This window comes from Bacillus sp. S2(2024) (assembly GCF_050474045.1).
GTDB lineage: Bacteria > Bacillota > Bacilli > Bacillales > Bacillaceae_G > Bacillus_A > Bacillus_A yunxiaonensis.
Genome location: NZ_JBFLUS010000003.1, coordinates 1,258,444 through 1,281,256, shown reverse-complemented (window position 1 = coordinate 1,281,256; position 22,813 = coordinate 1,258,444). Strand labels below are relative to the sequence as shown.

29 protein-coding genes are annotated in these 22,813 nt (G+C 35.3%); 2 read left to right on the top strand and 27 right to left on the bottom strand.

What is annotated here, in order from left to right; translation table 11 throughout:
- From flhB to AB1284_RS06535, 9 genes are all read right to left on the bottom strand, one after another.
- Positions 1–1,047, bottom strand: coding sequence for a flagellar type III secretion system protein FlhB (flhB, locus tag AB1284_RS06575; protein WP_429750732.1), 1,047 nt, complete (start codon positions 1,045–1,047; stop codon positions 1–3).
- Between the two features lie 10 nt (positions 1,048–1,057).
- The gene (locus AB1284_RS06570) at positions 1,058–1,819 is read right to left on the bottom strand and encodes a flagellar biosynthetic protein FliR (protein WP_429750734.1); all 762 of its coding nucleotides are present in this window, start codon (positions 1,817–1,819) and stop codon (positions 1,058–1,060) included.
- 16 nt (positions 1,820–1,835) lie between these two features.
- Positions 1,836–2,111, bottom strand: coding sequence for a flagellar biosynthetic protein FliQ (locus AB1284_RS06565; RefSeq protein WP_336482924.1), 276 nt, complete (start codon positions 2,109–2,111; stop codon positions 1,836–1,838).
- Positions 2,112–2,157: 46 nt separating this feature from the next.
- Positions 2,158–2,916 carry a flagellar biosynthesis protein flip gene (locus AB1284_RS06560; RefSeq protein WP_429750736.1) on the bottom strand — a complete coding sequence of 253 codons (759 nt, stop codon included), beginning with the start codon at positions 2,914–2,916 and terminating at the stop codon, positions 2,158–2,160.
- Positions 2,913–3,236, bottom strand: a complete 324-nt coding sequence (locus AB1284_RS06555) for a flagellar motor switch protein FliN (protein WP_336482922.1) — start codon at positions 3,234–3,236, stop codon at positions 2,913–2,915. The genes AB1284_RS06560 and AB1284_RS06555 overlap by 4 nt, the downstream gene beginning before the upstream one ends.
- 12 nt (positions 3,237–3,248) lie before the next feature.
- Positions 3,249–3,608 (bottom strand): FliM/FliN family flagellar motor switch protein, encoded by a 360-nt coding sequence (locus AB1284_RS06550; RefSeq protein ID WP_429750738.1) that lies wholly within the window; start codon positions 3,606–3,608, stop codon positions 3,249–3,251.
- 17 nt (positions 3,609–3,625) lie between these two features.
- Positions 3,626–4,612: a flagellar motor switch protein FliM gene (fliM, locus tag AB1284_RS06545; protein WP_429750740.1), complete on the bottom strand. Its 987-nt coding sequence runs from the start codon at positions 4,610–4,612 to the stop codon at positions 3,626–3,628.
- A 14-nt stretch (positions 4,613–4,626) separates the two neighbouring features.
- Positions 4,627–4,851 (bottom strand): flagellar motor switch protein FliN, encoded by a 225-nt coding sequence (locus AB1284_RS06540; RefSeq protein WP_429750742.1) that lies wholly within the window; start codon positions 4,849–4,851, stop codon positions 4,627–4,629.
- 69 nt (positions 4,852–4,920) lie between these two features.
- A complete protein-coding gene (locus AB1284_RS06535) occupies positions 4,921–5,628 on the bottom strand; it encodes a lytic transglycosylase domain-containing protein (RefSeq protein WP_429750743.1) in 708 nt (235 codons plus the stop codon).
- A gap of 265 nt (positions 5,629–5,893) precedes the next feature.
- On the opposite strand from AB1284_RS06535, the gene AB1284_RS06530 reads away from it, so the two are divergent.
- Together AB1284_RS06530 and AB1284_RS06525 are read left to right on the top strand one after the other, a co-directional pair.
- Entirely contained in the window at positions 5,894–6,718 is an 825-nt protein-coding gene (locus AB1284_RS06530; protein ID WP_429750745.1) for a flagellin, read from the top strand.
- Positions 6,719–6,802: 84 nt separating this feature from the next.
- Entirely contained in the window at positions 6,803–7,618 is an 816-nt protein-coding gene (locus AB1284_RS06525; protein ID WP_429750747.1) for a flagellin, read from the top strand.
- A gap of 336 nt (positions 7,619–7,954) precedes the next feature.
- On the opposite strand, the gene AB1284_RS06520 is transcribed toward AB1284_RS06525, so the two are convergent.
- From AB1284_RS06520 to AB1284_RS06435, 18 genes are all read right to left on the bottom strand, one after another.
- Positions 7,955–8,890: a DNA-binding domain-containing protein gene (locus AB1284_RS06520; RefSeq protein ID WP_429750748.1), complete on the bottom strand. Its 936-nt coding sequence runs from the start codon at positions 8,888–8,890 to the stop codon at positions 7,955–7,957.
- Between the two features lie 273 nt (positions 8,891–9,163).
- Positions 9,164–10,072 (bottom strand): chemotaxis protein, encoded by a 909-nt coding sequence (locus tag AB1284_RS06515; protein WP_429750750.1) that lies wholly within the window; start codon positions 10,070–10,072, stop codon positions 9,164–9,166.
- Positions 10,073–10,285: 213 nt separating this feature from the next.
- Positions 10,286–10,771 carry a FliG C-terminal domain-containing protein gene (locus tag AB1284_RS06510; RefSeq protein ID WP_429750752.1) on the bottom strand — a complete coding sequence of 162 codons (486 nt, stop codon included), beginning with the start codon at positions 10,769–10,771 and terminating at the stop codon, positions 10,286–10,288.
- Between the two features lie 17 nt (positions 10,772–10,788).
- Positions 10,789–11,124, bottom strand: a complete 336-nt coding sequence (locus AB1284_RS06505) for a DUF3964 family protein (protein WP_429754340.1) — start codon at positions 11,122–11,124, stop codon at positions 10,789–10,791.
- Between the two features lie 74 nt (positions 11,125–11,198).
- Positions 11,199–12,476 carry a flagellar hook protein FlgE gene (flgE, locus tag AB1284_RS06500; protein ID WP_429750754.1) on the bottom strand — a complete coding sequence of 426 codons (1,278 nt, stop codon included), beginning with the start codon at positions 12,474–12,476 and terminating at the stop codon, positions 11,199–11,201.
- Between the two features lie 16 nt (positions 12,477–12,492).
- Positions 12,493–13,038, bottom strand: coding sequence for a flagellar hook capping FlgD N-terminal domain-containing protein (locus tag AB1284_RS06495; protein WP_429750755.1), 546 nt, complete (start codon positions 13,036–13,038; stop codon positions 12,493–12,495).
- A 3-nt stretch (positions 13,039–13,041) separates the two neighbouring features.
- Complete coding sequence (locus tag AB1284_RS06490; RefSeq protein WP_429750757.1) at positions 13,042–14,256, bottom strand: flagellar hook-length control protein FliK; 1,215 nt, start codon at positions 14,254–14,256, stop codon at positions 13,042–13,044.
- A 10-nt stretch (positions 14,257–14,266) separates the two neighbouring features.
- Positions 14,267–14,641, bottom strand: coding sequence for a cytoplasmic protein (locus tag AB1284_RS06485; RefSeq protein WP_429754341.1), 375 nt, complete (start codon positions 14,639–14,641; stop codon positions 14,267–14,269).
- 166 nt (positions 14,642–14,807) lie between these two features.
- On the bottom strand, positions 14,808–16,112 hold the full coding sequence (locus AB1284_RS06480; RefSeq protein ID WP_429750758.1) for a flagellar protein export ATPase FliI: 1,305 nt from the start codon (positions 16,110–16,112) through the stop codon (positions 14,808–14,810).
- Entirely contained in the window at positions 16,109–16,810 is a 702-nt protein-coding gene (locus AB1284_RS06475; RefSeq protein WP_429750760.1) for a FliH/SctL family protein, read from the bottom strand. Before AB1284_RS06475 ends, AB1284_RS06480 begins: the two co-directional genes overlap by 4 nt.
- Positions 16,797–17,801 (bottom strand): flagellar motor switch protein FliG, encoded by a 1,005-nt coding sequence (gene fliG / locus AB1284_RS06470; RefSeq protein WP_429750762.1) that lies wholly within the window; start codon positions 17,799–17,801, stop codon positions 16,797–16,799. The genes AB1284_RS06475 and fliG overlap by 14 nt, the downstream gene beginning before the upstream one ends.
- Positions 17,802–17,813: 12 nt before the next feature.
- Complete coding sequence (fliF, locus tag AB1284_RS06465; RefSeq protein WP_429750763.1) at positions 17,814–19,373, bottom strand: flagellar basal-body MS-ring/collar protein FliF; 1,560 nt, start codon at positions 19,371–19,373, stop codon at positions 17,814–17,816.
- Positions 19,374–19,396: 23 nt separating this feature from the next.
- Positions 19,397–19,693, bottom strand: coding sequence for a flagellar hook-basal body complex protein FliE (fliE, locus tag AB1284_RS06460; protein ID WP_429750765.1), 297 nt, complete (start codon positions 19,691–19,693; stop codon positions 19,397–19,399).
- Positions 19,694–19,715: 22 nt separating this feature from the next.
- The gene (flgC, locus tag AB1284_RS06455) at positions 19,716–20,129 is read right to left on the bottom strand and encodes a flagellar basal body rod protein FlgC (protein WP_429750767.1); all 414 of its coding nucleotides are present in this window, start codon (positions 20,127–20,129) and stop codon (positions 19,716–19,718) included.
- A 17-nt stretch (positions 20,130–20,146) separates the two neighbouring features.
- Positions 20,147–20,575 carry a flagellar basal body rod protein FlgB gene (flgB, locus tag AB1284_RS06450; RefSeq protein ID WP_429750769.1) on the bottom strand — a complete coding sequence of 143 codons (429 nt, stop codon included), beginning with the start codon at positions 20,573–20,575 and terminating at the stop codon, positions 20,147–20,149.
- Positions 20,576–20,818: 243 nt separating this feature from the next.
- On the bottom strand, positions 20,819–21,091 hold the full coding sequence (locus AB1284_RS06445) for a flagellar biosynthesis protein FlgG (protein WP_429750771.1): 273 nt from the start codon (positions 21,089–21,091) through the stop codon (positions 20,819–20,821).
- On the bottom strand, positions 21,081–21,449 hold the full coding sequence (fliS, locus tag AB1284_RS06440) for a flagellar export chaperone FliS (protein ID WP_429750772.1): 369 nt from the start codon (positions 21,447–21,449) through the stop codon (positions 21,081–21,083). The genes AB1284_RS06445 and fliS overlap by 11 nt, the downstream gene beginning before the upstream one ends.
- Positions 21,450–21,480: 31 nt before the next feature.
- The gene (locus AB1284_RS06435; protein ID WP_429750774.1) at positions 21,481–22,812 is read right to left on the bottom strand and encodes a flagellar hook-associated protein 2; all 1,332 of its coding nucleotides are present in this window, start codon (positions 22,810–22,812) and stop codon (positions 21,481–21,483) included.
- Position 22,813: the final 1 nt, after the last annotated feature.

Here is a 22,813-nt window from a genome sequence, read left to right as displayed (position 1 = left end):
CTACACTTCAATTTGTTTTGTTTGAATTAAATAGCGCATAACTTCAATAACAGCAACATATAAATCTTCTGGAATCGCCTCGTCTTCCTCAACTTGATAATATAAAGAACGCGCCAATGGACGGTTTTCCACCATCGGTATATCTTGTTCACGTGCGATTGTCCGCATATAAAGCGCCAGCTCGTCTTCACCTTTTGCAACAACAATTGGTGCTGCATCAACTAACTTATCATAGCGAAGTGCAACAGAAATGTGGGTCGGATTATTTACAATAAAGGTCGCACCATCCATCTTTTTCGTAATCGCCCCCTGCAAAATCGCATGCATAAAACTTTTTCGCTTTCCTTTTACTTCAGGGTCCCCTTCGTTATCCTTATGCTCTTGTTTTACTTCTTCTTTTTTCATTTTCAAATCTTGTGCATGCTCCCATTTTTGATAAATAAAATCAATAATAGAAACAACCACAAGAATGATTAAAATGGCTAAAAAGACATATTTCATTTCCCGTATAATTTCAGCGAGTGACGCACTCCAATTAAATCCAATCATACTTACAATTTTCTCTAAATTGCGCTTAAAAATGATATACGCCACATAGCCAAGAAGAACCATATAAAACAATGACTTCAAAATATCAACGATACTTCTTCTGCTAAACAGTCTCGTAAAATAGCTTTTCGGATTAATACGCGATGCTTTTGGCTTAATAATTTTTGCTGAAAATAAAAAACCAACTTGCGCCATATAATTCACCATATGAAACGCATAGACGAGTACAAGAATCGGCGCTGATATTTTCAAAAGAAGCATGCCCATTAAATAGAAGTACTCGGTCGTATCGGCTTTTTTTCCAATTTGGTCCAACAGCTCCGCAACAGAATTGGCGATCTCATAGCCAAGACGATCGCCGAAAAAATAAATAACCGCTGCTAAAACAAGAACAGAAAACAAATTATTTAAATCTTTACTTCTAGCAACGTTTCCTTCTTCACGTGCTTTTTTAATCTTTTGCGGGGTGGCTTTTTCTGTTTTATTATCTTTTGCCATAACCGTCCCCCTATTTCGTTAAGAAAAAGTTAAATAGTTTCGTATATTCATCAAGTAATACGTTCGTTAAGTTTTTAAATACATAACCGAACATCGGTACACTCATTGCAATAAATAAAATGCCGCACGTAATTTTTAAGACAAACGCATTGGCAAAAATATTGAGCTGCGGTGCATTTTTTGCAATTAAAATTAATACGAAATTAATAATAAACAAACTGCCCATAAGTGGAAGTGCAATTTCCACTGCAGATGTAAGCGCAAATAACAACGTCGCTAATAAACTATCTAAAAAGTTTTTCGTCAATAGCTGTGAAATTGCTTCTGTATATTGAAACGACTTTAAAATTGTCGAGACAAAATAATCAATTCCGCCAAGCGCAACGAAAATCATCATAAAGAAAATATCAAACATTGTGGCAATCAGCGTTGATTGCGAACCGGCATTTACGTCAAATAAACTCGCCTGCGATAAACCAATATCAAAATCTAAAATGTGCCCGGCCATCTTTGGAATATCCCACAAAAACTCTACGATTTTTGAGAGTGTTAATCCAATTACAATTTGTGTGCCAGCATAACCGACAACATCCCATATCGTCTCAATGTGAGAAATATGAACTTTATCAGCAACTGCTAGTGATAGCCCGAGTCCAAATGTAATTTTCGTCATTGCTGGCATGGATCGCCCTGAAAAAAACGGTAAAAAATACAAAAATGAAGCAATACGGCAAAATGCAAAAAACGTTGCAACCCATAAATCCATATTCATCTTCTGTCACCCTTTTTCAGGACGAGCGCAGCAACGTCGGAATTTTATCAAACAAGTCTAAAATTAATGTTGTAATTTCGTTAAACATCCACGGACCTAGTATGATAATAACAAGAACAATACTCGCCATCTTCGGTAAAAACGTCAGTGTCTGCTCTTGAATTTGCATCATTGCCATTAATACCGCAAGAATAATAACAACGATCATACTTACCCCCGCAACTGGAAGTAAAATTTCAAACCCTTTGTAAAAAAAAGTTTGAAAGATTTCTGTAATTGGTGATATATTCATGCAAATGTGACTCCTATCACGTATAGTAGAAGGCTGCTAACAGCCCCTAAGCAACCGTTTTAAACATAATGTCAACGATTTTCGTATATCCACCTAAATATACAAAAACGAGTATTTTAAATGGTAAACTTAAAATCATCGGCGGTACCATCATCATACCGAGGTACATCAGTAATGTACTAATAATTAAATCAATAAAAACAAACGCTAAATAAATAAACATGCCTGTTATTAACCCTTTTTGAATTTGAGTCAATGTAAAAGATGGAACGAGTGTAAAGAACGAAATATCCTTCGTATCTTTTGGCATCTTTTCATTTCGAACTTTTAACATCATTTTCAAATCATGACTATATGTATGCTTTGTCATATACTCTTTCATAATGGGTTCCGACTTCTCAGCTGCTTGACTCACCGTAATTTTATCTTTCGTCATTGGATCCCATACATCACTCTTCAGCTGCCCAAGAACAGGCTGCATCGTAAATAATGATAAAAACAGCGCTAAGCCAACAAGCACTTGGTTTGGCGGTAAGTTCATCACACCAAGCCCTTGACGTGTAATTCCAAGAACTATCATAAAATAAGTAAAGTGTGTAAACAGTAATACAATTGACGAAGACAATGATAACAGCGTTACGAGTAGGAAAAGTTGTACACTAGAATTATTCGTAAGTTCTTTTCCACTTTCTAAATTAATAAAACCATTTGGCTCTGCATATGCTGGATTTGCAAAAATAATGCAAAAAACAATAAAAAATGCAAAAATAAAACCAATAGAAGATATATGTTTCTTTATTTTCATGATGGATCCTCTACTTTTTTCTGCTGAATTTGTTCCTCTTTCATCGCATCTTCTAGCACTTTATGAAACTGATTTCCTGATAATTGAATGGAATGAATGCCATTATTACCTACAATCGTAAACACTTGTTTACCATCTACTTCAAATAAAAATGCACTCGTTTGATGATTTACATACATACCATCTTTCACTTGAATGAAACCATTTTCTCCTTGCTTATAAAATTGATGCTTTCTCGTCTTTTTCATCATATAGTACGCACCATATCCAAGAGCACCAAATAACAATACAACTTGCAACAAGGTCGTCATATAACTCATATGACACCTCCTCTATTCATTCTCACTCAATTCATGCCTCATAGCCGCTAATACCGCTTTTTTCTTATCGGCTTGAATTTCAGAAATAATAATTCCAAAATTTTCATCCATCACGATCGCTTCGCCAATCCCTACTTTTTCACTACTTAAATACACATCCACTTTATGTCCTAAATTTTTTTCCACTTCTAAAATGTCGCCAACTTTCAGTTTATTCACATCCCCAAGTGTCAACCTTGTTTTTCCAAGTCGTACACCAAGTTCCACTGAAATATCTGAAACCATTTCAATATGCGCTCTTGATGGTTCGCTATAATCTTTTGTATATTCCTCTAAATCTACTAGCGCAACAGACGATACTTCATGCTTCATATCCTTTTCTCCCTCTCTTACTCTACAAAGCTTTTAAATAAAAATGCTTTACGTGTTCCATCTTTCCCAACAAAGCAATTAAACTTATGCTTGCCGTCAACGTATCCACGAAGCTGATCTGTTACTTTCGTTTGCAGCGGGATAATATCTCCTTCTTCAAACTGCTTCAGACTACCAATTGTCATCTTCTGTTCGCCAATCGCTACATGTATAGATTTACGAACTTTTTGCACTTCTGCTTCCACTTCTGCAAAATATGTTTTTCGCTTATCAGAAGAATGTTCAACAATATTTTCTGACGTTAGCTTATCCATAATCTCTTCGACAGATAAAAACGGAATGCCTAGTCGAATTGTTGTATTCCAATACTCCGTTTTCAGGTTTACATTTAAGAGCGAAATAATATCACTTGCAGTTGTGATTTTAAGTGCATTCGGATCTGTCTCTGTTGCCACAAGTTGCGGCTGTATCTCAATCACACTTTCAAACGCTCTCTTCAGATTGTCACAAATAACAGAAAACAGGTTATCAAGCGTTAAAAACTCAAATGACGTCAGCGGTCTACGAAGTGTAAAATCACGCTTCGCATCTCCGCCAAGCCAGCATTCATGAATATAAATAATAAAAGCTAAATCCATTTCAATAACAATCTCACCAAGATTCGGCAAACCTAAATCAATAACAGAATATAAATAATAATCTTTTGGCATCTTCTCCACATACTCACTCGTAAATGGAACTTGCTCTACTGGTGATGGCTCCAGCTCAATTGGAATACGCATCCGCGCCGCAAGCGATTGGGATGTCTGTTTCCCAAAATTTGTCGCAATCGTTTGTAAGCTCCGCAAATGTTCCACACCGAATTTCTCCGGTCTATTAAAATCATACTCTTGAAACTTCTCTTGCTTCTCTGCTTCTTGTGCAAAATCAGGCATTTCTTCCCCATCATTCATCGCCTTTAACAGCGCATCAATTTGCTCTTGACTTAACTTATCACCGCTCATGAAAATCCCCTTTCCTATCCCTTCAACTCGACAATTTCAACGTACATTTTCCCATTTTTCGTTAAAATTTTACCAATGCCGATTTCTTCATTTTCTAACATAATACGCACTGTATTTTTCGTTGAATGTTCAAGGCGGTATAATGTTCCTTTCGTAATATGAAGCAAATCATCAATTTTCTTTTTCGTCTTGCCAATTTCAAAATGAATTGTTAATGGAATATCCTCATGTAATTTCATTTCTAGCAACTCCCATATCGTGTTCATAAAAATCTCATTTTTTATATATTTAAGTATTATAAGAAATTTTTATTTAGAAACATCGATGTTTAATATCTTTTTTATATAATTTTCTGTTTCTTGAAACGGCGGCACCCCTCCGTACTTTTTCACATTTCCTGGCCCTGCATTATAAGCTGCAAGCGCCAAGACGAGATCACCGTTATATTGTTTCAAATATCCGGCTAACTCTTTCACACCGCCTTCAATACTTTCAGCAGGTGAAAATGGATTCGTTACCCCCTGCTCCTTCACATTTGCCGGCATAAGCTGCATTAAGCCAATCGCTCCTGCTGAAGAAACAGTATTTGGATTAAAATCAGATTCGACTTCAATCATTTTTTGAATTAACGTTTTTGGAATTCCATATGTATCACTTACTCTTTGAATACTATCCGCATACTTCCCTTCATTACTAGGACGTATACTTTGAATACTATATTTTTTCGTTAATTCCCACGAATCCTTACCCGCGCTATTTGTATCAGCAAAACGGCGCGTAAACTCCTGCTGGGCCACTTGCAGCGGCTCGGCATTCTTCACACTTGTCTCTCCTACTACTTTTTGACTCTCTTCTACTTTTGAAAGCTCAGCAGCTGCTTTAGCATCCTTTATTGTTTCATTTTGAAGCGATTGTCCAAATGTACTATTTACAAACGCCTCCGGACTACTTAACTTTTGCTGAATCTGTTCCCTTTTAGAAGAGAGAACTTCTTTTACTATATTTCCTATTATCATAATATCACCTTTTAAAGAATCAAAGATAACCTAATATTAGAGTTTTTTATAACACTTTGCAATAATTCCGAAGAAAAATAAGCAGTATTTATTTATAAATTGTTAAAATTATATTTTTTTATATTTATTCATTACAATTATTAGTTGACACAATATAGAGCAAGTATTACAATTAACTCGAAATTGATTTTTTCGTATATCCAACTTTATCGATTTACAGAAAAATCAATATAAAAAAAACCAAAAAAATGGGGGTTCTTATACTATGAGAATTAACACAAACGTAAACAGCATGCGTACACAAGAGTACATGCGCCAAAACCAAGACAAAATGAACACTGCAATGAACCGTTTATCAAGCGGTAAACGCATTAACAGCGCAGCTGACGATGCAGCTGGTTTAGCAATCGCAACTCGTATGCGTGCAAAAGAAGGCGGCTTAGACGTTGGTGCTCGTAACACACAAGACGCTATGTCTGCATTACGTACTGGCGATGCAGCATTAGGTTCAGTTTCAAACATCTTACTTCGTATGCGTGACCTTGCAACACAAGCATCAAGCAGTACTAACAACTCTCAAGATATCGCATCTATGGACAAAGAGTATCAAGCATTAGGAGCTGAAATTGATCATATTGCTTCAAAAACAAATTTCAACGGTAACACCTTCTTAAATGGTGCCGCTGGTAAAGATATCACTGTTCAACTTTCTGATGTTTCAGGTGATACAATGGACATCAAAGCTTTCGATACATCAGCAAAAACAACTGGTACTTTACAAGTAGGAGGAGCTAAGAAATTAGATTCTACAACTGCAGCAACTGAAATCACAGCTCTTGACACTGCTATTCAAGAAATTGCTGACGCTAGAGCAACTTACGGTTCTCAATTAAACCGTTTAGACCATAACTTAAACAACGTAACTAGCCAATCTACAAACATGGCTGCTGCAGCTTCTCAAATTGAAGACGCTGACATGGCGAAAGAAATGTCTGAAATGACTAAGTTCAAAATCTTAAACGATGCTGGTATCAGCATGCTTTCTCAAGCAAACCAAACACCACAAATGGTAAGTAAATTATTACAATAATCCATTTGATAATATAACGAAAATACACCTCTCTGCTTGCGGAGGGGTGTATTTTTCTATATAAGAGTAAAGGGGTATATTTAGATGCGAATCGAAACAAATTTTGCAGATACGAAAACAATGCACGATCTATATAAAAACGAAAAACATACAAATACGAAAATGGAACGTTTCACAAATGAACAGCATATCCACAGCGGTGCTGATGATACAGCTAATATTGCTATTGTATCTCGTGTAGATGCTAAACAAGGAATAAACGTTTCCATTCAAAATAATGAGAATACACTTGTAATGCTTCGTTCAGCAGATTCTTCCCTGCAGAGTATCACAAATATTTTACTTCGAATGCGTGATCTTGCGGTTCAAGCAGCACACGATAAAAATTCAAGTGATACTCGATTTACTTTAGAGAAAAAGTTCCAAGAGCATACAAAACAAATCGGTTACATGCAAAATGTAACAACACTTCATACAATTCCAATATTTGAAGAGAATCAAAATCATAGTATTACAATAGATGTTCCATTTTCATCAATAAATAAAGTTCAATTTAGCCAACAGGAAAATAATTCCCCTTCCCCCACAGAAACCAACATCAAGATTTCAACTAAAAAAGATGCACAAACTGCTATTGCAAAAATTGATTATTCTTTACAAAAAATTGCACTACACCGCGCTGATCTCGGCGCGCTAATCAATCGCTTGCAACTTCATGTTGATCATTTAAATAATCAAACTATAAATATAGAAGAAAATTCGTCTCGTATTGAAAATACCAATGTTGCACAAAAAATGAGCGGCTTTGTAAAAGACAAACTGTTAACAGAAGTTGCATGTAGTATGGTTTCACAAACAAATCAAGTTCCACAAATGATAATCAAACTGCTTTATCAATAAAGTGAAACTTCCGTCAGTGGGGTTTTCTTCATCTCCCACTGACGGAAGTTTCACCAATCGGGCGCATGCCAGCAGTTATTCCCAACCTATCTTCTTGGCTTCTCTCTGAATCTTGAGGTGGGAGTCTTACCGCCCGCGAATAGCGGGATAAATAATTAGGAAGCTATCCGCTCTGGATGGCTTTTTCTAGTTAAAGAGTTTCATAACATAGTCTCTTAACTTCATACATTTTTACATATGACATCCCGTTTTTTAATAAAGTAATTCCCTTATTTTATAATCTCTACAATTACTATAATAAATACAAAAAAAGCCATCCACTTCAGATGACTTCTCTTATTTTATCACTGACACTACTTGTCCGCTGCGATCAATGACAACTTTTAATTGACCTTCTATTGTTCCATTATATAATCCAAGTTTATGTAGTTCTTGTTTGCACATATGCACAAAATATGGCAAGGTACGAATTTGTTCAATGTCAGAACTTGTAATGAAGTGAATGATGTTGTTTGTCATTCCTTTCATATCTACAACAAGTTCTTCCTTTTCTCTACGCAACTGCTCTGTTTCAGCTCGCAAAGCAATTATTTCCTTCTTTAACTCATCTATATCTTGTTCATCTTTCATTCGCTCTGCCGCCATGCTAGATAGCTTATAAATCCCCTCCATAAAGTGATGCAGTTCATTTTCATGTTGTTCATCTTGTGCATCTATCGTTTGAAAGTTATTCACGATTCCTGATAATAAAGTAACGAGACTTTTTTCTATTTTTCTACTTTTTTCTTCTGTTTCTTTCTCTTCATTTTTTAAAATTGGTTGTTTTATTGTAGTATTATTTCGTTTTCGTCCTGGTTTTTGTTTCATGATAGTTTCCATCGGTATTTCTTGTTTTCGTAATTTATAATATGTGTTTTGTAATTGACTTGGCGTTTTTAAGAATAATTGTAATTTTTCTTGACTTATAGATTCAGAGATACTTAAAATATTCATACCGTGTTGCTGACAAAATTGATACACTTCCAGCAGCAAGTCTAATTCAGATTTTAACCATGCTGTATCTGATAGTTCGTATGCTTTAAAACCGCCTAACTTCTTAACATCCATTTCAAACATAAACATTTTATTATATAAACCAATTACTTCTTCGTAATCTATTTGAAATTTCTTTTCTATTTTCCGAAATTCTACTTCCAAATTTTTCTCTGTATTTGTTTTTTGTAATCGTTTTTGTAAACACGCTAATACATGAATTGCTGTTTGCTTTGTCATCTCCCTCTCCCACACCTTTCATCATAATCCCCTTTTTACTTGTAAAAATAGAAAATTTTACATATTAATCTTATAATATTTCTAAATTCTCTGTCAAATAATTGATATAAAAAAATATATAAAAGTATAAAAAGATAAGAATAGAAAATACATTCATCGCTTTCACTACAAAAAAAAGGTAATCATCCACATATATGGACAATTACCTTCTTTTTTATTCTTTAGATGTGAATGTGCTGTTCAATTCCTTAAAATAAGTGCTTTTCAGACTTTTTATAACACAAGTTTATCTACAAGTCCAATTAACTCTTGAATATCTGGTTTACTTACTTGTGCATTAGCACCAACAGATTCCCCTTTATGATATAGCTCATTTGTAATTAATGAAGAGAAAATAATAACCGGTAGATGCTTCATAACACCGTGATCTTTAACCACTTTCGTTAAATGATGACCATCCATTTTCGGCATTTCGATATCAGTAATGAGCAAGTGAATATGCTGGAACATCTTTTCCCCTTGTTCAGTTGCTAATTTTTCAATTTGTGCTAACGCTTCTGCACCGTTGCTAAAGAAGTTGATTTTCGTATATCCTGCTGTCGTTAACGTTTCTTCTAATACTTGACGAAGCATCGCTGAATCTTCAGCAATGTAAATAACTTTTTCAGCACGATCTGTTTTTTCTGCTAATCCAGATAATTTTTGCGTTTCATAACCGGTATTGCTAATTTCACATACAATTTTTTCATAATCTAATAATAAAATGATTTTTCCATCAAGTTTAACAATCCCTGACGTTGTTTCTTCTAAGCCCATCGATAAAGATGATGGTTCATCAATCTGTTCCCATGAAATACGTTGAATGCGGTGCACTTCATCAACGCGGAAAATGACTTTCATTTGGTTCAATTCTGCAATGATAAACTTTGTTTGATCTAATGGCTTATTTGACTTTAAATTTAATGCTTGTGCTAAGTTAATAACCGGTAAGATCTCACCGCGTACTTGTACAACACCTTCTACTGCTGCATGCGCTTCTGGAACTGTTGTAACAGGAAATGGATTAATGATTTCGCGAACTTTCATAACGTTAATACTAAATAAGTTTTCTCCAATTGTATATGTAACAATTTCTAATTCATTTGTTCCACTCTCTAGTAAAATACTTTGTGCTTGTGACATAAGCAAATGAGTCCCCTCTCTAATGATTCTATTATTTTTTACTATATATATAAATCCGTTTTGACTTTCCAACATCTAAGTCACTGCTATGTAGAAAAAATGGAATCTCCACTCGTTTTCTCTCTTTGTTTTAACGCCGCACGTGGCAGTAAAGGGGGCTGACCGCTTCTATGCATGGCCAGATCCTCTCACCCACCTAAAAAGAATGGTTTTTTATTCATTTATAAGTGACTCCAACGTATTAAGTAACACTTCTTGTGCTTCTGATATTTCTGCTGGCGTAACTTCCCACTTTTGCGTAAGCTCTTTCTCAACTTGTATGCGAAGGTGATCATCCATTTCTGTTAAAAGTAAGGCTTTTGTTTCCTCATCAATATCAAGTAAGGCAAGCGCATATATTTCTGAACTACGCACTGTTTGAAATAGTTTCCTCATAACAGCTGGTGCAACATATTTCAATTTTTCAATATGAACCGCTTTATCAGAAAATAGAAGTTCATATTGAATAAACGTGACATTTTGTTTTATAACTTGAAAATAACAGTTGTTTTTTTTGTCATTTATAAAATAACCATTCGGGTCTGCCATCACACTTTCAACTTTGCGAATTAAGTTCGGTAAGCTATTTGCTGACATAATCGTCCGCTGCTCCATTTCATTTGGCGAACTGAACGTTACACGGTATTTATTTTGCGCCATAATCAATTCTCCCCTTATTATGAAACTGCTAGTAACTCCAAGTTATTAAACCAAAATGCTAGCTGCTGCTCTGTAATACCAGACAATCCAATAAAAAATGAACGACACTTCATAACATCAGCAAATGCTTGATACTTCCAGCCGTTGCTATTGTAAATACCAATAAAATAAAATTCATGAATACGGCCGATTACTACTTGCTTGTCCCCAAATGTGTATGGCGGGACTTGTTTGATTGCAAATTGATTTGGTAAATAACGATGTTCTTGTTGTTCAATGTTAATAATTTGCTTTGCAAGCTCTCGTTTATCTTGAAAAAATGGCAACTGTAACATTCTTTCTTCTCTCGTCATACTCATAGAAACCCTCTCTATTCATTAGAAGAAGATGCAGCCCCATATAATAGAGACTACACCTTTCTTACTTATCATCGAATTAAGTTAACAATCTCGTTTAACACATCATCTGCTACTTTAATTACTTTTGCATTACCTTGGAACCCACGTTGGTAAAGCATTAAGTCAACAAATTCTACAGATAAGTCAACGTTAGACCCTTCTTGTGCACCTCCGCGAACTTTACCAGATCCATTTTGTCCAGAAACACCTAAAGAAGGGTTACCAGCGGATGTTGTTGCTTCATAATTTCCATTTCCTGTTTTCATGAGTCCCCCTTCATTTGGGAACATTGCTACTGCAAGTTGTCCCGCAGCTCTCGAACTTCCGTCCGCATATTTCACCATTACATAACCGCCATCAGAGATCATACAATCTTTCACTGTTGTTGCAGGACGTCCTGTAATATTTGTTGTAGCCAATGTTTTGTCAGTTGGATAATTTGTGAGACCACTTAAATCTAAATCTAAGCCAGCACCAAACGGAATATTCACTGTACCATTTGTAATTTTATTAGTAACTGGATCACGCTGTACTGCTGCACCATCTATTGCTGATAATTCACCTAAATTATCAAATGTAAGTTTTTTATTATTAACTAGTTCTTTAAAATTTTGTTTATCTTTCGGATCATTCACTAATACTCTATATGTATATGATCCATCCAGCTTCCCTTGTGCATCTTTGCCTGGTGTCATCTCTACACGCATCGTCAACGAATTCCCTTCCGCATCAGAAACTGGAAAGTCTTGCGTGATTTGTTGCGGATCTCTTGGAATATTCCCCCCCATTGTCGCCTTATCGGAACGGACTCCTCCAACTGCTGTTCCCATCGGAATTCGAATTGGTTGCGGTGAACCAGAAAAATCAATTTCATCTGTACCAGCTTTTGTAGGATATGCAAGTACATATTGCCCTTCAGAATTTGTAATATAGTAATCTTCAGATATCCCGAATGTACCTTTACGTGTGTATTGTACATTACCGCCTCGCGAATCACCTAAGACAAAAAATCCGTTTCCTTCTATTGCTGTTTGTGTTTTTCCACCTGTTAATGTAATTGATCCATCACTATAATCCGTATATGTACCACTTAATTTCACACCATTACCAATACTTTTTGGATTAGTACCAGCATAGTTTGCATCGCCTCTTGAGCCAATTGTATTATTATATAATAAATCATCAAAAACAGCTTTTTGTTTTTTATACCCAACTGTTTGTGCATTGGCAATATTATTTGATGTAATACTTAATGCATTTTGCATTGCATTCATTCCTGTAATACTTGTATATAATGCTTTAATCATATTTCTTGTACACTCCTTATACCGTTGTTTTTGGTTCTTCCGTATTCGGCTTAACTTCTGGTTTATCTTCTGGTTTATCTTCTGGTTTCTCTATTTTTTTATCTGATACACTTTCAACAAAGCGAAGCGACACGAGCTTATCCCCTATTACAAGCTGGACATCATTATTTGCTGCAAGACGGACGACATCAACAGTGCCTTCAACTTCTTTCCCATCGCTGTCTACTCCTCTTACATATTTACCTAAAAATTTCATACCGCCATCTAGTGCTGTTGTATACATTGTGTCTCGTAATGAATCCACCGCTTTTGTCATATTTTGTACTTGCTCCATAAGTGACATTTGCGACATTTGACTCATCATTTGATTCATATCCATTGCATTCATTGGATCTTGGTATTGTAAACTTGTTAAAAAGAGCTTTAAAAAGTCATCTTTCCCCATAACTCCAGGCGTTTTTTGCTGACTCACTCCCGTGGTTCCATTTTGAGTCTGCACCTGCTGTGTTTGCCCTACCGGGATATGATTTGTATTTGTTGTATTTAATCCAACGTTTGGCACTTTTTATTCCTCCAATAACCCAGCAAAGTCTTGCTCTGCTTTCTGTTCTTCCTTTGCAGCCATTTGTTTTTGCTTATGTGGCTGCTCTCTTTCATGCTGCTCACGTTTTTGTTCTTTATCTGTATAACTTAATTCAATATGAATCTCTTTATCTCTTAATTTATTTTTTAATTCATCAAAGATGATTTCTACTTTCTTTTTCACCTCATGTTTATCCATTTCAACATGAACCTGGATTTGATCCCCTTGCTTCTTCATATAAACCGTTAATGTACCAAGCTTTTCTGGATTTAACTGAAAGAGAACACGCTCTTGTTTCACAACAAATTTTTGCAACTCTGCAACTTGTGCCTCCATGTGCTTTCCTAAGTCAGGAAGTGCTACTTTTTGTGTTGGTATAGTTTCCTTCACCACTTGATCATTTCCTAAAAGAATAGGTTTTACATGCTGCTCTCCAGCCGTAAGCTGGACGTCCGTATCCCCTAATTCTATCAGTTTCCCTTGATTCTCTTTCTTTATTGCTGTTATTGTTTCTTCAGGTACATTTTTCTTTATTGCTATTGTCGCTTCTTGGGATATATTTTTCTCCCCTGCTACGGTTACCTCTTGAGATATAGCTTTCTTCTGTGCTATTGTTGCTTCTTCCAATATATCTTTCTTACTTAAATCAAAAGTTTCGCTTTGAACAGCTTTTGCAAGTTCCATCATTTTTTCAGGAGCTGCTAATTTTTCTAACGTTACTTGCATTGTATCTTCTAAACATATTGTATTTTCAATATTGAAGTCTTTTAAAAAAGCAACAAGTTGTTGCAATTCCGTTGGCGGCAATTCATTTAATTTCATATTTCCGTATGTTTTATATAGTTCTTGTATTTTTTGTATGTATTGATATAACAATTCTGGTTGTGCATGTAATTGCGCAATCGAAAACATTTGTCCTGAAATCGCTACTAATAATTCTTCTATCTCTTTTTTTTCTTCCGTTTCTTCCTTTGGAACAAACGATTCTTTTTTATTCATTTTATTTCTTTGCTGAGCGCTTTGCTGTATTTCTTTCGGCACTTCATTTTTTTCTATCTTTTGCGGTTTTTGCTCCTTCACCACTTTCTCATTCATTTTCTCTGAAAAAGAAGTCTGTTCTTCCTTCGATTGTAACTCAAGCTGCTTGTCTTTTCGCTGAGGCACATTCAGCTGCACCGGCAGCACATTTCCTATCATCGAATCCTCCTCACCCATTCATACACATTCTTAAATCGAGCAACATTTTTTCCTCGCGTTTCTCTTGTGCTTTTGCTAGCTTCTGACAATCTTTCTGAAACATTTCATCAATCACGCGTTCTTTCTCTTTTATTTGCTCTAAAAGACTTTCATTTTTTTGAATAAATTCTTCAATTTTTTTTATTTTTCGATTCCATTCCTCTATTCTTTCAGGCGAAAACGTATGAGAGGATAACATACCAATATGGATACGTTCGTTTATTTTCATAACTTTACTACGCGATTGGAATACATACAAATCGTGCATTTTTTTTTCTTCTATTTTTCGTTTTTCTGTTGTTAATTCGTATACTTCTTTTAAAATTTGTTCTTTTTCTTGATTCATTTGTAGCTTGATTATTTTATACTGTTTTGCATTCACCTGCTTTTGTAACCCCCTCTCTATTATACCTTTCCTTTTTTCTATTATATAGTTTTTTTACAAAAAAATCTGTGAAATATTCTAATATATAATTATAACACATAATTAAAAGGCCTCTATATTGAGGCCTTTACACAACGCTATACATATGCTGAATGATATCGGCAAAACGATAGCTGTCCGTCCGACCTTGTTTTAAAAATGTATGAATATCATCTATTTTATTTTTACATGCAAAAATATACGCATTCTCTTCATTTTCTTGAATTGTGCCCAGTTTAAAGTACAATTCATTTTCTTTATAAATGGATAACGTCTTTCTTATTTCATTCGCAAGCTGCCAATGTTTCGGCGTAACAATCTCTTCCATAATCCGACTTACAGAATCTAATACAGAAATAGCTGGATAATGATTTAACGTAGCTAAATCACGCTTTAATACAATATGCCCATCCAAAATACCACGTGCTAAGTCTGGTATCGGACCGTTTAAATCATCGCCGTCGACAAGAACCGTATAAATACCAGTAATAGAGCCCTTTTTTGTTTTTCCAGAACGCTCAAGTAATTTCTTCATATAACTTTCCATTAACAATGTTTTCCCGCCAATCGGTAATTCCTTTACGGCAATATCAACACTTCTTCTTGCATCAGCAAAACGAGTGACAGAGTCCATCATTAAAAGGACATTGTTCCCTTGATCACGAAAGTATTCTGCAATCGAGGTTGCTAATTTTGCAGCACGAAGTTGCATAAGATGGCTTTCGTCAGACGTTGCCACTACGACAACGCTTTTCTTCATGCCTTCTTCACCTAATTCTTTTCGAATAAAATCTTTTACTTCACGTCCGCGTTCACCGACTAAACTAATGACATTAATATCTGCGTTTGCATTTTTCGCAATCATACCGAGAAGTGTTGATTTCCCGACACCTGACCCTGCAAAAATCCCGATTTTTTGTCCAATACCAATTGTGAGCATCCCATCAATGGATTTAATGCCAGTCTCAAATACTTCCGTAATCTCTTCACGTTCAAAAGCATGAATTGGCGGTGCATCAAGCTTTATTTTTTGAAGCGGTACATTCGTTTCCTGTTCATTTAAAATTTTACCATTTGCGCTTAACACTTTACCAAGCAAGTACTCACCGCGCGGTACGAGAGCGTCCTCACTAATGAGCGTAACAGCGTCACCGTAACATACCTTTTCTGTTTGCTCGAACGGAAGAAGCATATTGTTTTCTTTTTCAATCGCAATGACTTCACATAATACGTTATGTTCTCCAACGAGACATACATCGCCAATCTTTGCTTTCGGTCCTTTTGCAACGAAAAATTGTTCTTGTACGCTATGCACTTTTCCCTTTTTTATATAAAATGGTGTTTCCATAAAGGCATTCCATTTTTCGTTTTCTTTTACAAGCCGCTCTTTCATACTGTTTGCCCCTCAAATAATTGTTGCTCTTCCCATTGCTCACGAAGCTTTTCAAAAATTGGCTTGAATTTAAATTCGAAAAACTCTTTTTCTTCCTCTAAAATAAATTCACCAAATTGTAAAGAGAAATCGTATTTCCACTCAACAAGTTCAAGAAGCCAATATTCTTTCGCTGCAGCTTTTTCTTGTTCAATTCTTTCAAACGTTTCCGGGTGAACTGTAATCATAAGCTTCTCAAACGATGTTGGCAATGTTTGAACGATACCTTTTAAAATTGGTAATAACTCAAGTTGTCGCAAATCAATAGCTTGATTCACAATCTTTTCGGCTAATTGCAATGATTGGTCCCAAAGCAATTCTGACCATTCAACTGCCATCTCTTTTTGTTCTTCAAAAAGAGCACCGCGATCTGCTTCTATTTGCTTTCGATGCTCTTCTTGTAACAAACTGAATTGTTCTCGTTCTTGCTGAAGTCTGAGTTTCTCCTGCTTTACTTCTTCTTCTATTTGCTGGAGCTTCATCATTTGTAATTGCAACTCTTCCTGCCTTGCAAATAATTTCGCCTTAGCCGCATTTATTTCCGTTACTTCTTCCGAATTTTCCTCTGACAAAATTATTTGCTGCGGAAATTGTAACTCATACGATTCATGAGAAAAAGAAACAGAATTCTTCGGAATTCTGTTTTTAAATAAGGACATCTTCTTCACCTCTTTGAACAACAATGCGACCTTCTTTTTCTAGTTTTTTCACAGTACTTGTAATCGTTTGTTGTGCTTTTTCAGCATCTGTCATTTTCAATGGACCAAGACCATCTAGCTCTTCCATAATCATATCTTTACGGTTACTAGACATACAGGTAAACAGTTTCTCTTTAATTTCTTCTTTTGCAATTTTAAGTGCTTTTGCAATGAGACCATTATCAGCAATTTCTTCTAACACACGACGCAATGCTAAATCGTCAAGACGAAGTAAGTCTTCAAAGACAAACATATTTTCTTTAATCTTTTCAGATAGTTCATAGTCAATTTCATCAAGTTTTTCAAATACCGTTTTCTCTACACCGCGAGAAACATTATTTAAGATGTTAACAATCGTTTTTAGGCCGTCTGTTTTATTAATCGCGCTAAACGCTATATTATTTAGCTTCGATTTTAATAAATCACCTATTTGATTAATAAGTTCACTATCAACTTGCTCAAGCTTTGCAATCCCCATAACCGTTTCAACTCGTTTATGATCTGGTAATCTTTCAATTAATCTTGAAGCAAGCTGCGGCTTAATATACGATGCAATAATCGCAATTGTCTGTGGCGATTCATCGTTTAGAACCGTTAGCAACGGCTCTAAATCCGTAAGCGAGTTAAGGAACTCAAACGGATTGTCTTTGTTATACCATAAATCTTCTAACAGTTTCTCAAGCTCTTCTTCCGGCATATTTTTGAAAATACGACGAATATATTCTTTATCTGGCATAACTAAATTTAATTCTTTGACATTTAATTCATACAAAAATTCTCCTAATACATTTTCCAACGTTTCTGGTTTATATATACGAAACTTGGCAATTTCCCGTAATAATACTTCTTTTTCCTCTTCATTCATATATTCAATGACTTTTGTTGCCACATCTTCTTCCAACATCCGAACAAGTATGGCAGCTTTTTCTTTTGAAGAGATTCCTTCTATCATCACTTATGTCCCTCACTGTCCGTTTAACCATTTTTTAATTACTTTGGCAGTACCTTCTGTATATTCTCTTGTCACTTGATGTACTTGTTCATCTAATGTAGGCTCTGTCGATTCTGGTTCCTCTACCTTCTCTGACTGCACGATCATATCTTCTTCCGCTGCTGCTATTTCTTCTCCCGCTGCCGAATCAAAATCTGAAATAAACCCTTCTTCCTCTTTCTTCTTTCGCTTCGCTAAGAAATACCATAGAGCACCGCCTAGTACTAATAAGCCTGCTAGCGCACCTCCAATAATCCACCAATTAAAGTTGCTTGCTGGAGCAGCTTTCGTTTCTGCTTTCTTCGGTTGATCAAATTGAACGGTAACAATATTCACTTGACCGTTCGTAAAATTACCATTTTGATCTACCTGTAGTCCTGCAGCTGTTGCAATCGCTTGTTTAAAGGCATTTATGTCAACATTTCGTTTTGCTAATGTTGAATTATCAACCCAAACAACAATATTCGTTTTTGTTAATTCAGGATGTTTTTTCACCGTTTCAACTGTTTTATCAATTTCATAGTTTTCAATTTTATTGCTATTATCTTGATTGTATATCACTTTTCCATTTTGGTTATTGCCATTTCCGTAATTTGGAACTTGACCGTTTGCAGTAATCCCAGCACTTTGCTGACCCGATGTGCCATCTTGTGCTGTCGATTTATCTTGTTGCTCTTGTTTACTGCGCAGCACACCTTTATCGCCATATTTTTCAGACTGTCTTGTCACTTCATCATAATTCACTGTTACTTTTGTGTTTACTTTAAATTCATCTGGCTTAAACATTGTGATTAATGTAGAGTCGATGTCTTGCTTTAATTTGTCTTCTATTTTATTTTGTAGTTCTAGTTCTTTTTCGTAAGAAGATGAACCTGCGTTATGAGATTCATTTGCACCTTTTGAAATAATACCTTTCTGACTATCAATAATGCTTACTTCTTCTGCTTTTACACCAGGGACAGCCGCGCTAATCATAGACTGGATTCCCAAGATTTGATCTTCTGTTAACGTTTGGCCTCTTTTTACCCCAACTGTTACAGCTGCTGTTCCTTTTGCTTTTTCTGCATCAAAAATTGTCTCTTTTTCCGGCAATGTAATTTGTACATTTGCACTTTCAATTGTTGCAAAGTTTCTTACAATATCTTGTTCCAATTGCTTCTTCGTTCCAACGAGCTGCTTCATTTGTTTATCTTGCTCACTAGAGCCAAGAGAACTGTCAAGCAATATATCTTCCCCGCTTTTAGAGTTGAATGGTAAGCCTTTTCCTGTCATATCATTACGAACCCAAGCGGCATCTTTCTTTAATACGCCAATCGATCCATCTTGATTAAGCTTATAGTCCACTCCTAGCTTCGATAGTTCAACTGTAATATCTTGTTTATCTTTATCACTTAAATTTTGATAAACAACGACATACTTATCAGGCAAAGTGTAATATAGCAATCCAGCTGTAACAATGGCTAAAACAGCAGCTCCAATCACCATCTTATGCCACATTTTTAACGATTGGAAAACGCCTTTTATTTTTTCCATTTCACACACATCCGTCCATATTTCTAAATTTGCATATTCATAAGCTGTTTATAATTTTCAATCAGATTATCTCTCACAACAGCTGCTGTTTTCATTTGCGATTCTGCTTTTTTTTGCTGAATGAGCACATCATTTGTATTGCCCACACCTTTTGTAAGCAAATCGTATACTGCTGTTTGTGCGTTGTTTTGCGTTTGATTCATCTCTTCTAATAAATCGATAAACTGTTTACCTTCCACTGGAGTTGAAGAATTTTTTTGTGCTGTGATTGGTTGAATACCGCTAAATGATTGTGCATTACTAAGTGGTTGAATTCGCATATTTCCTCTTCCTTTCGCCCTCTTAACCTCGTCCAATTTCTAAATCTTTATCGAGCATTTTTTTATTGGCATTAAATACACTTGTATTTGCTTCGTACATTTTTTGTGCAACCATTACATTTGTCATTTCAGCTGTCATATCAATATTTGGATAGCGTACATATCCTTGTGCATTTGCTTGTGGATGCGAAGGGTCATAAATTAGATTCTCATTCGGATCCGTTTCAATAGAACCTATTCTTACCCCTGTATTCGGCTCTCCTTGTAACATACTTGCAAAACTATTATTTTGTTCTAACACAACGCTGCGGCGATGATACGGTCCTCCGTCAGGTCCACTTGTTGTATTCGCATTGACAATATTATCAGAAGTAACTTCCATCCATTTTTTTGCTGCTGTTAATCCAGAACCACTGGCATTAATTGCCTGAAACATGTATTTTCCCTCTTTTCTTAACGTCCTCTAGCTGCTTGATCAATTGTATATTGCGTGTTAATTGCATTAATAGATATGCCATATAACTGATTCGTTTTCACAAGATCAACCATTTCCTTTGTCACATCAACACTATTCCCATCTTCTTTATTAGACAAAGTGTTTGTTCGAATTTTTGCATATGTATTTGTTTCATTTGATAAAGGTAAATGCACTGGATTCGTTTGATAGAGTGGACTACTTTTTTGTAAATCTAATTCATTTTTTTTATACAGTCCATTACTATTTGCAAGTTGCTCAGAAAAATCAACATCTTGTGCTTTAAATCCGGGTGTATTTGCATTTGAAATATTATTCGAAACAGTATTTCGCTTTGTCACTAAATAATCCATATAACGATTGACATTACTTACAAAATCTAGCATACTCCCACTCTCTTCTATCATTTCATTTTTATATTTTGATTCTCTTTTTTATATGTATCCATTTATTAAAATAATATTTTATTATGTATCTTTCAACATTTTCTTTTATTTTCACAATATTTTCTTTAAAAATTTTAAAAAATGAATCTTTCTTCTGCATTTCTACATATGGTTTCGTATGCTAATTACATTCTTGCAAGCAACACAAAAGAAAAGCGATGATCCTTTCGAATACGATCGCTCTTCTTTTAGATGCGAAAATCGTTAATACTTGCCATAATATGAGTTTGCTTTCATTCTGCCATCATTCACTTCAATCATTTCTTCTAGAATACTTTGCTTATAACGAATTTGCTCTGTGGCCTTTGTAAGAAGCGGAATTACTTCATTTGCTATTTGAAGACGCATTGTTTCATCTAGTGTTAACAACCATGTATGAAACTCTCTCATTCTCGTCTCCAATTCCTCTTCAGATACAATTACATCATTTGCTCGATTAAAACAGTTCGTAAATTCTTCATATACCCTATTGTTCATTTTCTAGTACTCCGCGGTATCCTTCAATCAAATCTTGTAACACTTGAACGATCGCATCCATATTTGCCGATGCACGTATCATTTTCATCATTTGAACTTGATTACTAATCCAATCATATAACGAATATAAATTGTCATATAAGTCTTTACTAATGTCCGGATTTAGCTGCATCTTTAATTCATCAAAAATACGATCTAATTTATCTAATACTTCATCTGCTTCTTGAAACTTAAAACCTTTTAATAACTCTTCCAATTTACGGAACTCAACAATACATCTTTCATAAACAAAAATTGTATTTTTAATTGGGTTACTTGTCATAATGTCATTTTGCATATATCTTTGCCACGCTTGCATACGATTAACTCCCTCTATCTATCTTTCTTTCTTACTCATCACTACTCTTTTGCTTTGTCATTGCTTGAATAGATTTCAACTGAGTATCTAGCATAGCTAATTGCTTTTCTAAATCCGAGTATTTTTTAACAATAGCGTCTTGTTTTTGTTTATTTATCTTATCAATATCTGCAATTTTACGGTCTAAATCGGTTACTCGTTTATCGATGCTTTGTACATGCTCTCCAATTGTACCTGTCTCGCCAAAAATTTTATCAAGCTTTTGATCGATTTGTTTTCCTAGGCCATCTACTCCAAAGAAAAACTGTTTTGCTGCTGCTGGATCTTCTTTTAACGCATTCGTTAGCTTCGTTTCATCTACTTGTAACGTTCCATCTTTATTCACTTGAATACCAAATGAGAATAAATACTTTCCATTTTGCGTAAATGTCACAGCATCATTCATCGCTTTTCGAATTGATTGCATAACCGTTTGTCCTTGAAGTGCGCCGTTTTCCCCAGAGAACAAGTCCATTGCAGAAACACCTTTATTATAGTCTGCAACCATTTTTTTAATGATATCGACAGAATCTTTTATGTTAGAATCTGCTACTGTAAATGTAATCTGTGTATTTACCGGTGTCGCTTTCTCTAACTGGATTGTTACACCTGGAAGTTTACTTATTGTGTTAGACTCGCTCGTATCTGTTATTCCATTAATCGTGTATTGAGCATTTTTAGGAACAGTTATTTCATTTAAAATTGCACCGTCCGCACCTAAAAATCCACTATTTTTTAAGAAGTTCGTAGTTCCATCTGTTAGTTTAATTGCACTAGATGTCCCCTCTTTTGTAGAGGAAATGAAAATTTTATCTCCTAACGTATAAGCTGACACACCGTAACTTCCGTTATTCACCTTGTTAATAAGATCTTTATATGTCATATCGGCCGTGATTTTTAGATCTGTACCATTAATTTTAATTGTATCATCTACGCCAATTTTCGCATTTATATCTGCAATTGACCCGCTTGAAATTTGATGACGTTGTGCTAATTCCGTCACTTCAATGTTAAACGTTCCCCCAATTGCTGACCCGTCTGCCTGAATATTCACGTACCCATCTTGTGATAGGGTAACTTTTTTGTCTCCCCCTTTAAAGGCAGCTAAATCTTTAAACGTTTGAGCAAATGGGCTAAATTGTGTTTTTAAGCTGCTATACACAGCCTTTTCATCTGTTAATGATTTTTTTTGCGTATTATACGGCGATTTTCTCATTTCCAACGTTTGCAATTCAAGCTGTACGAGCTGTGATGTATCAATCATATTATTGCCAAGGTTCCAAATTTGTTGGCCTCCGCCAATACCTGTTATTGTTCCTGCCATT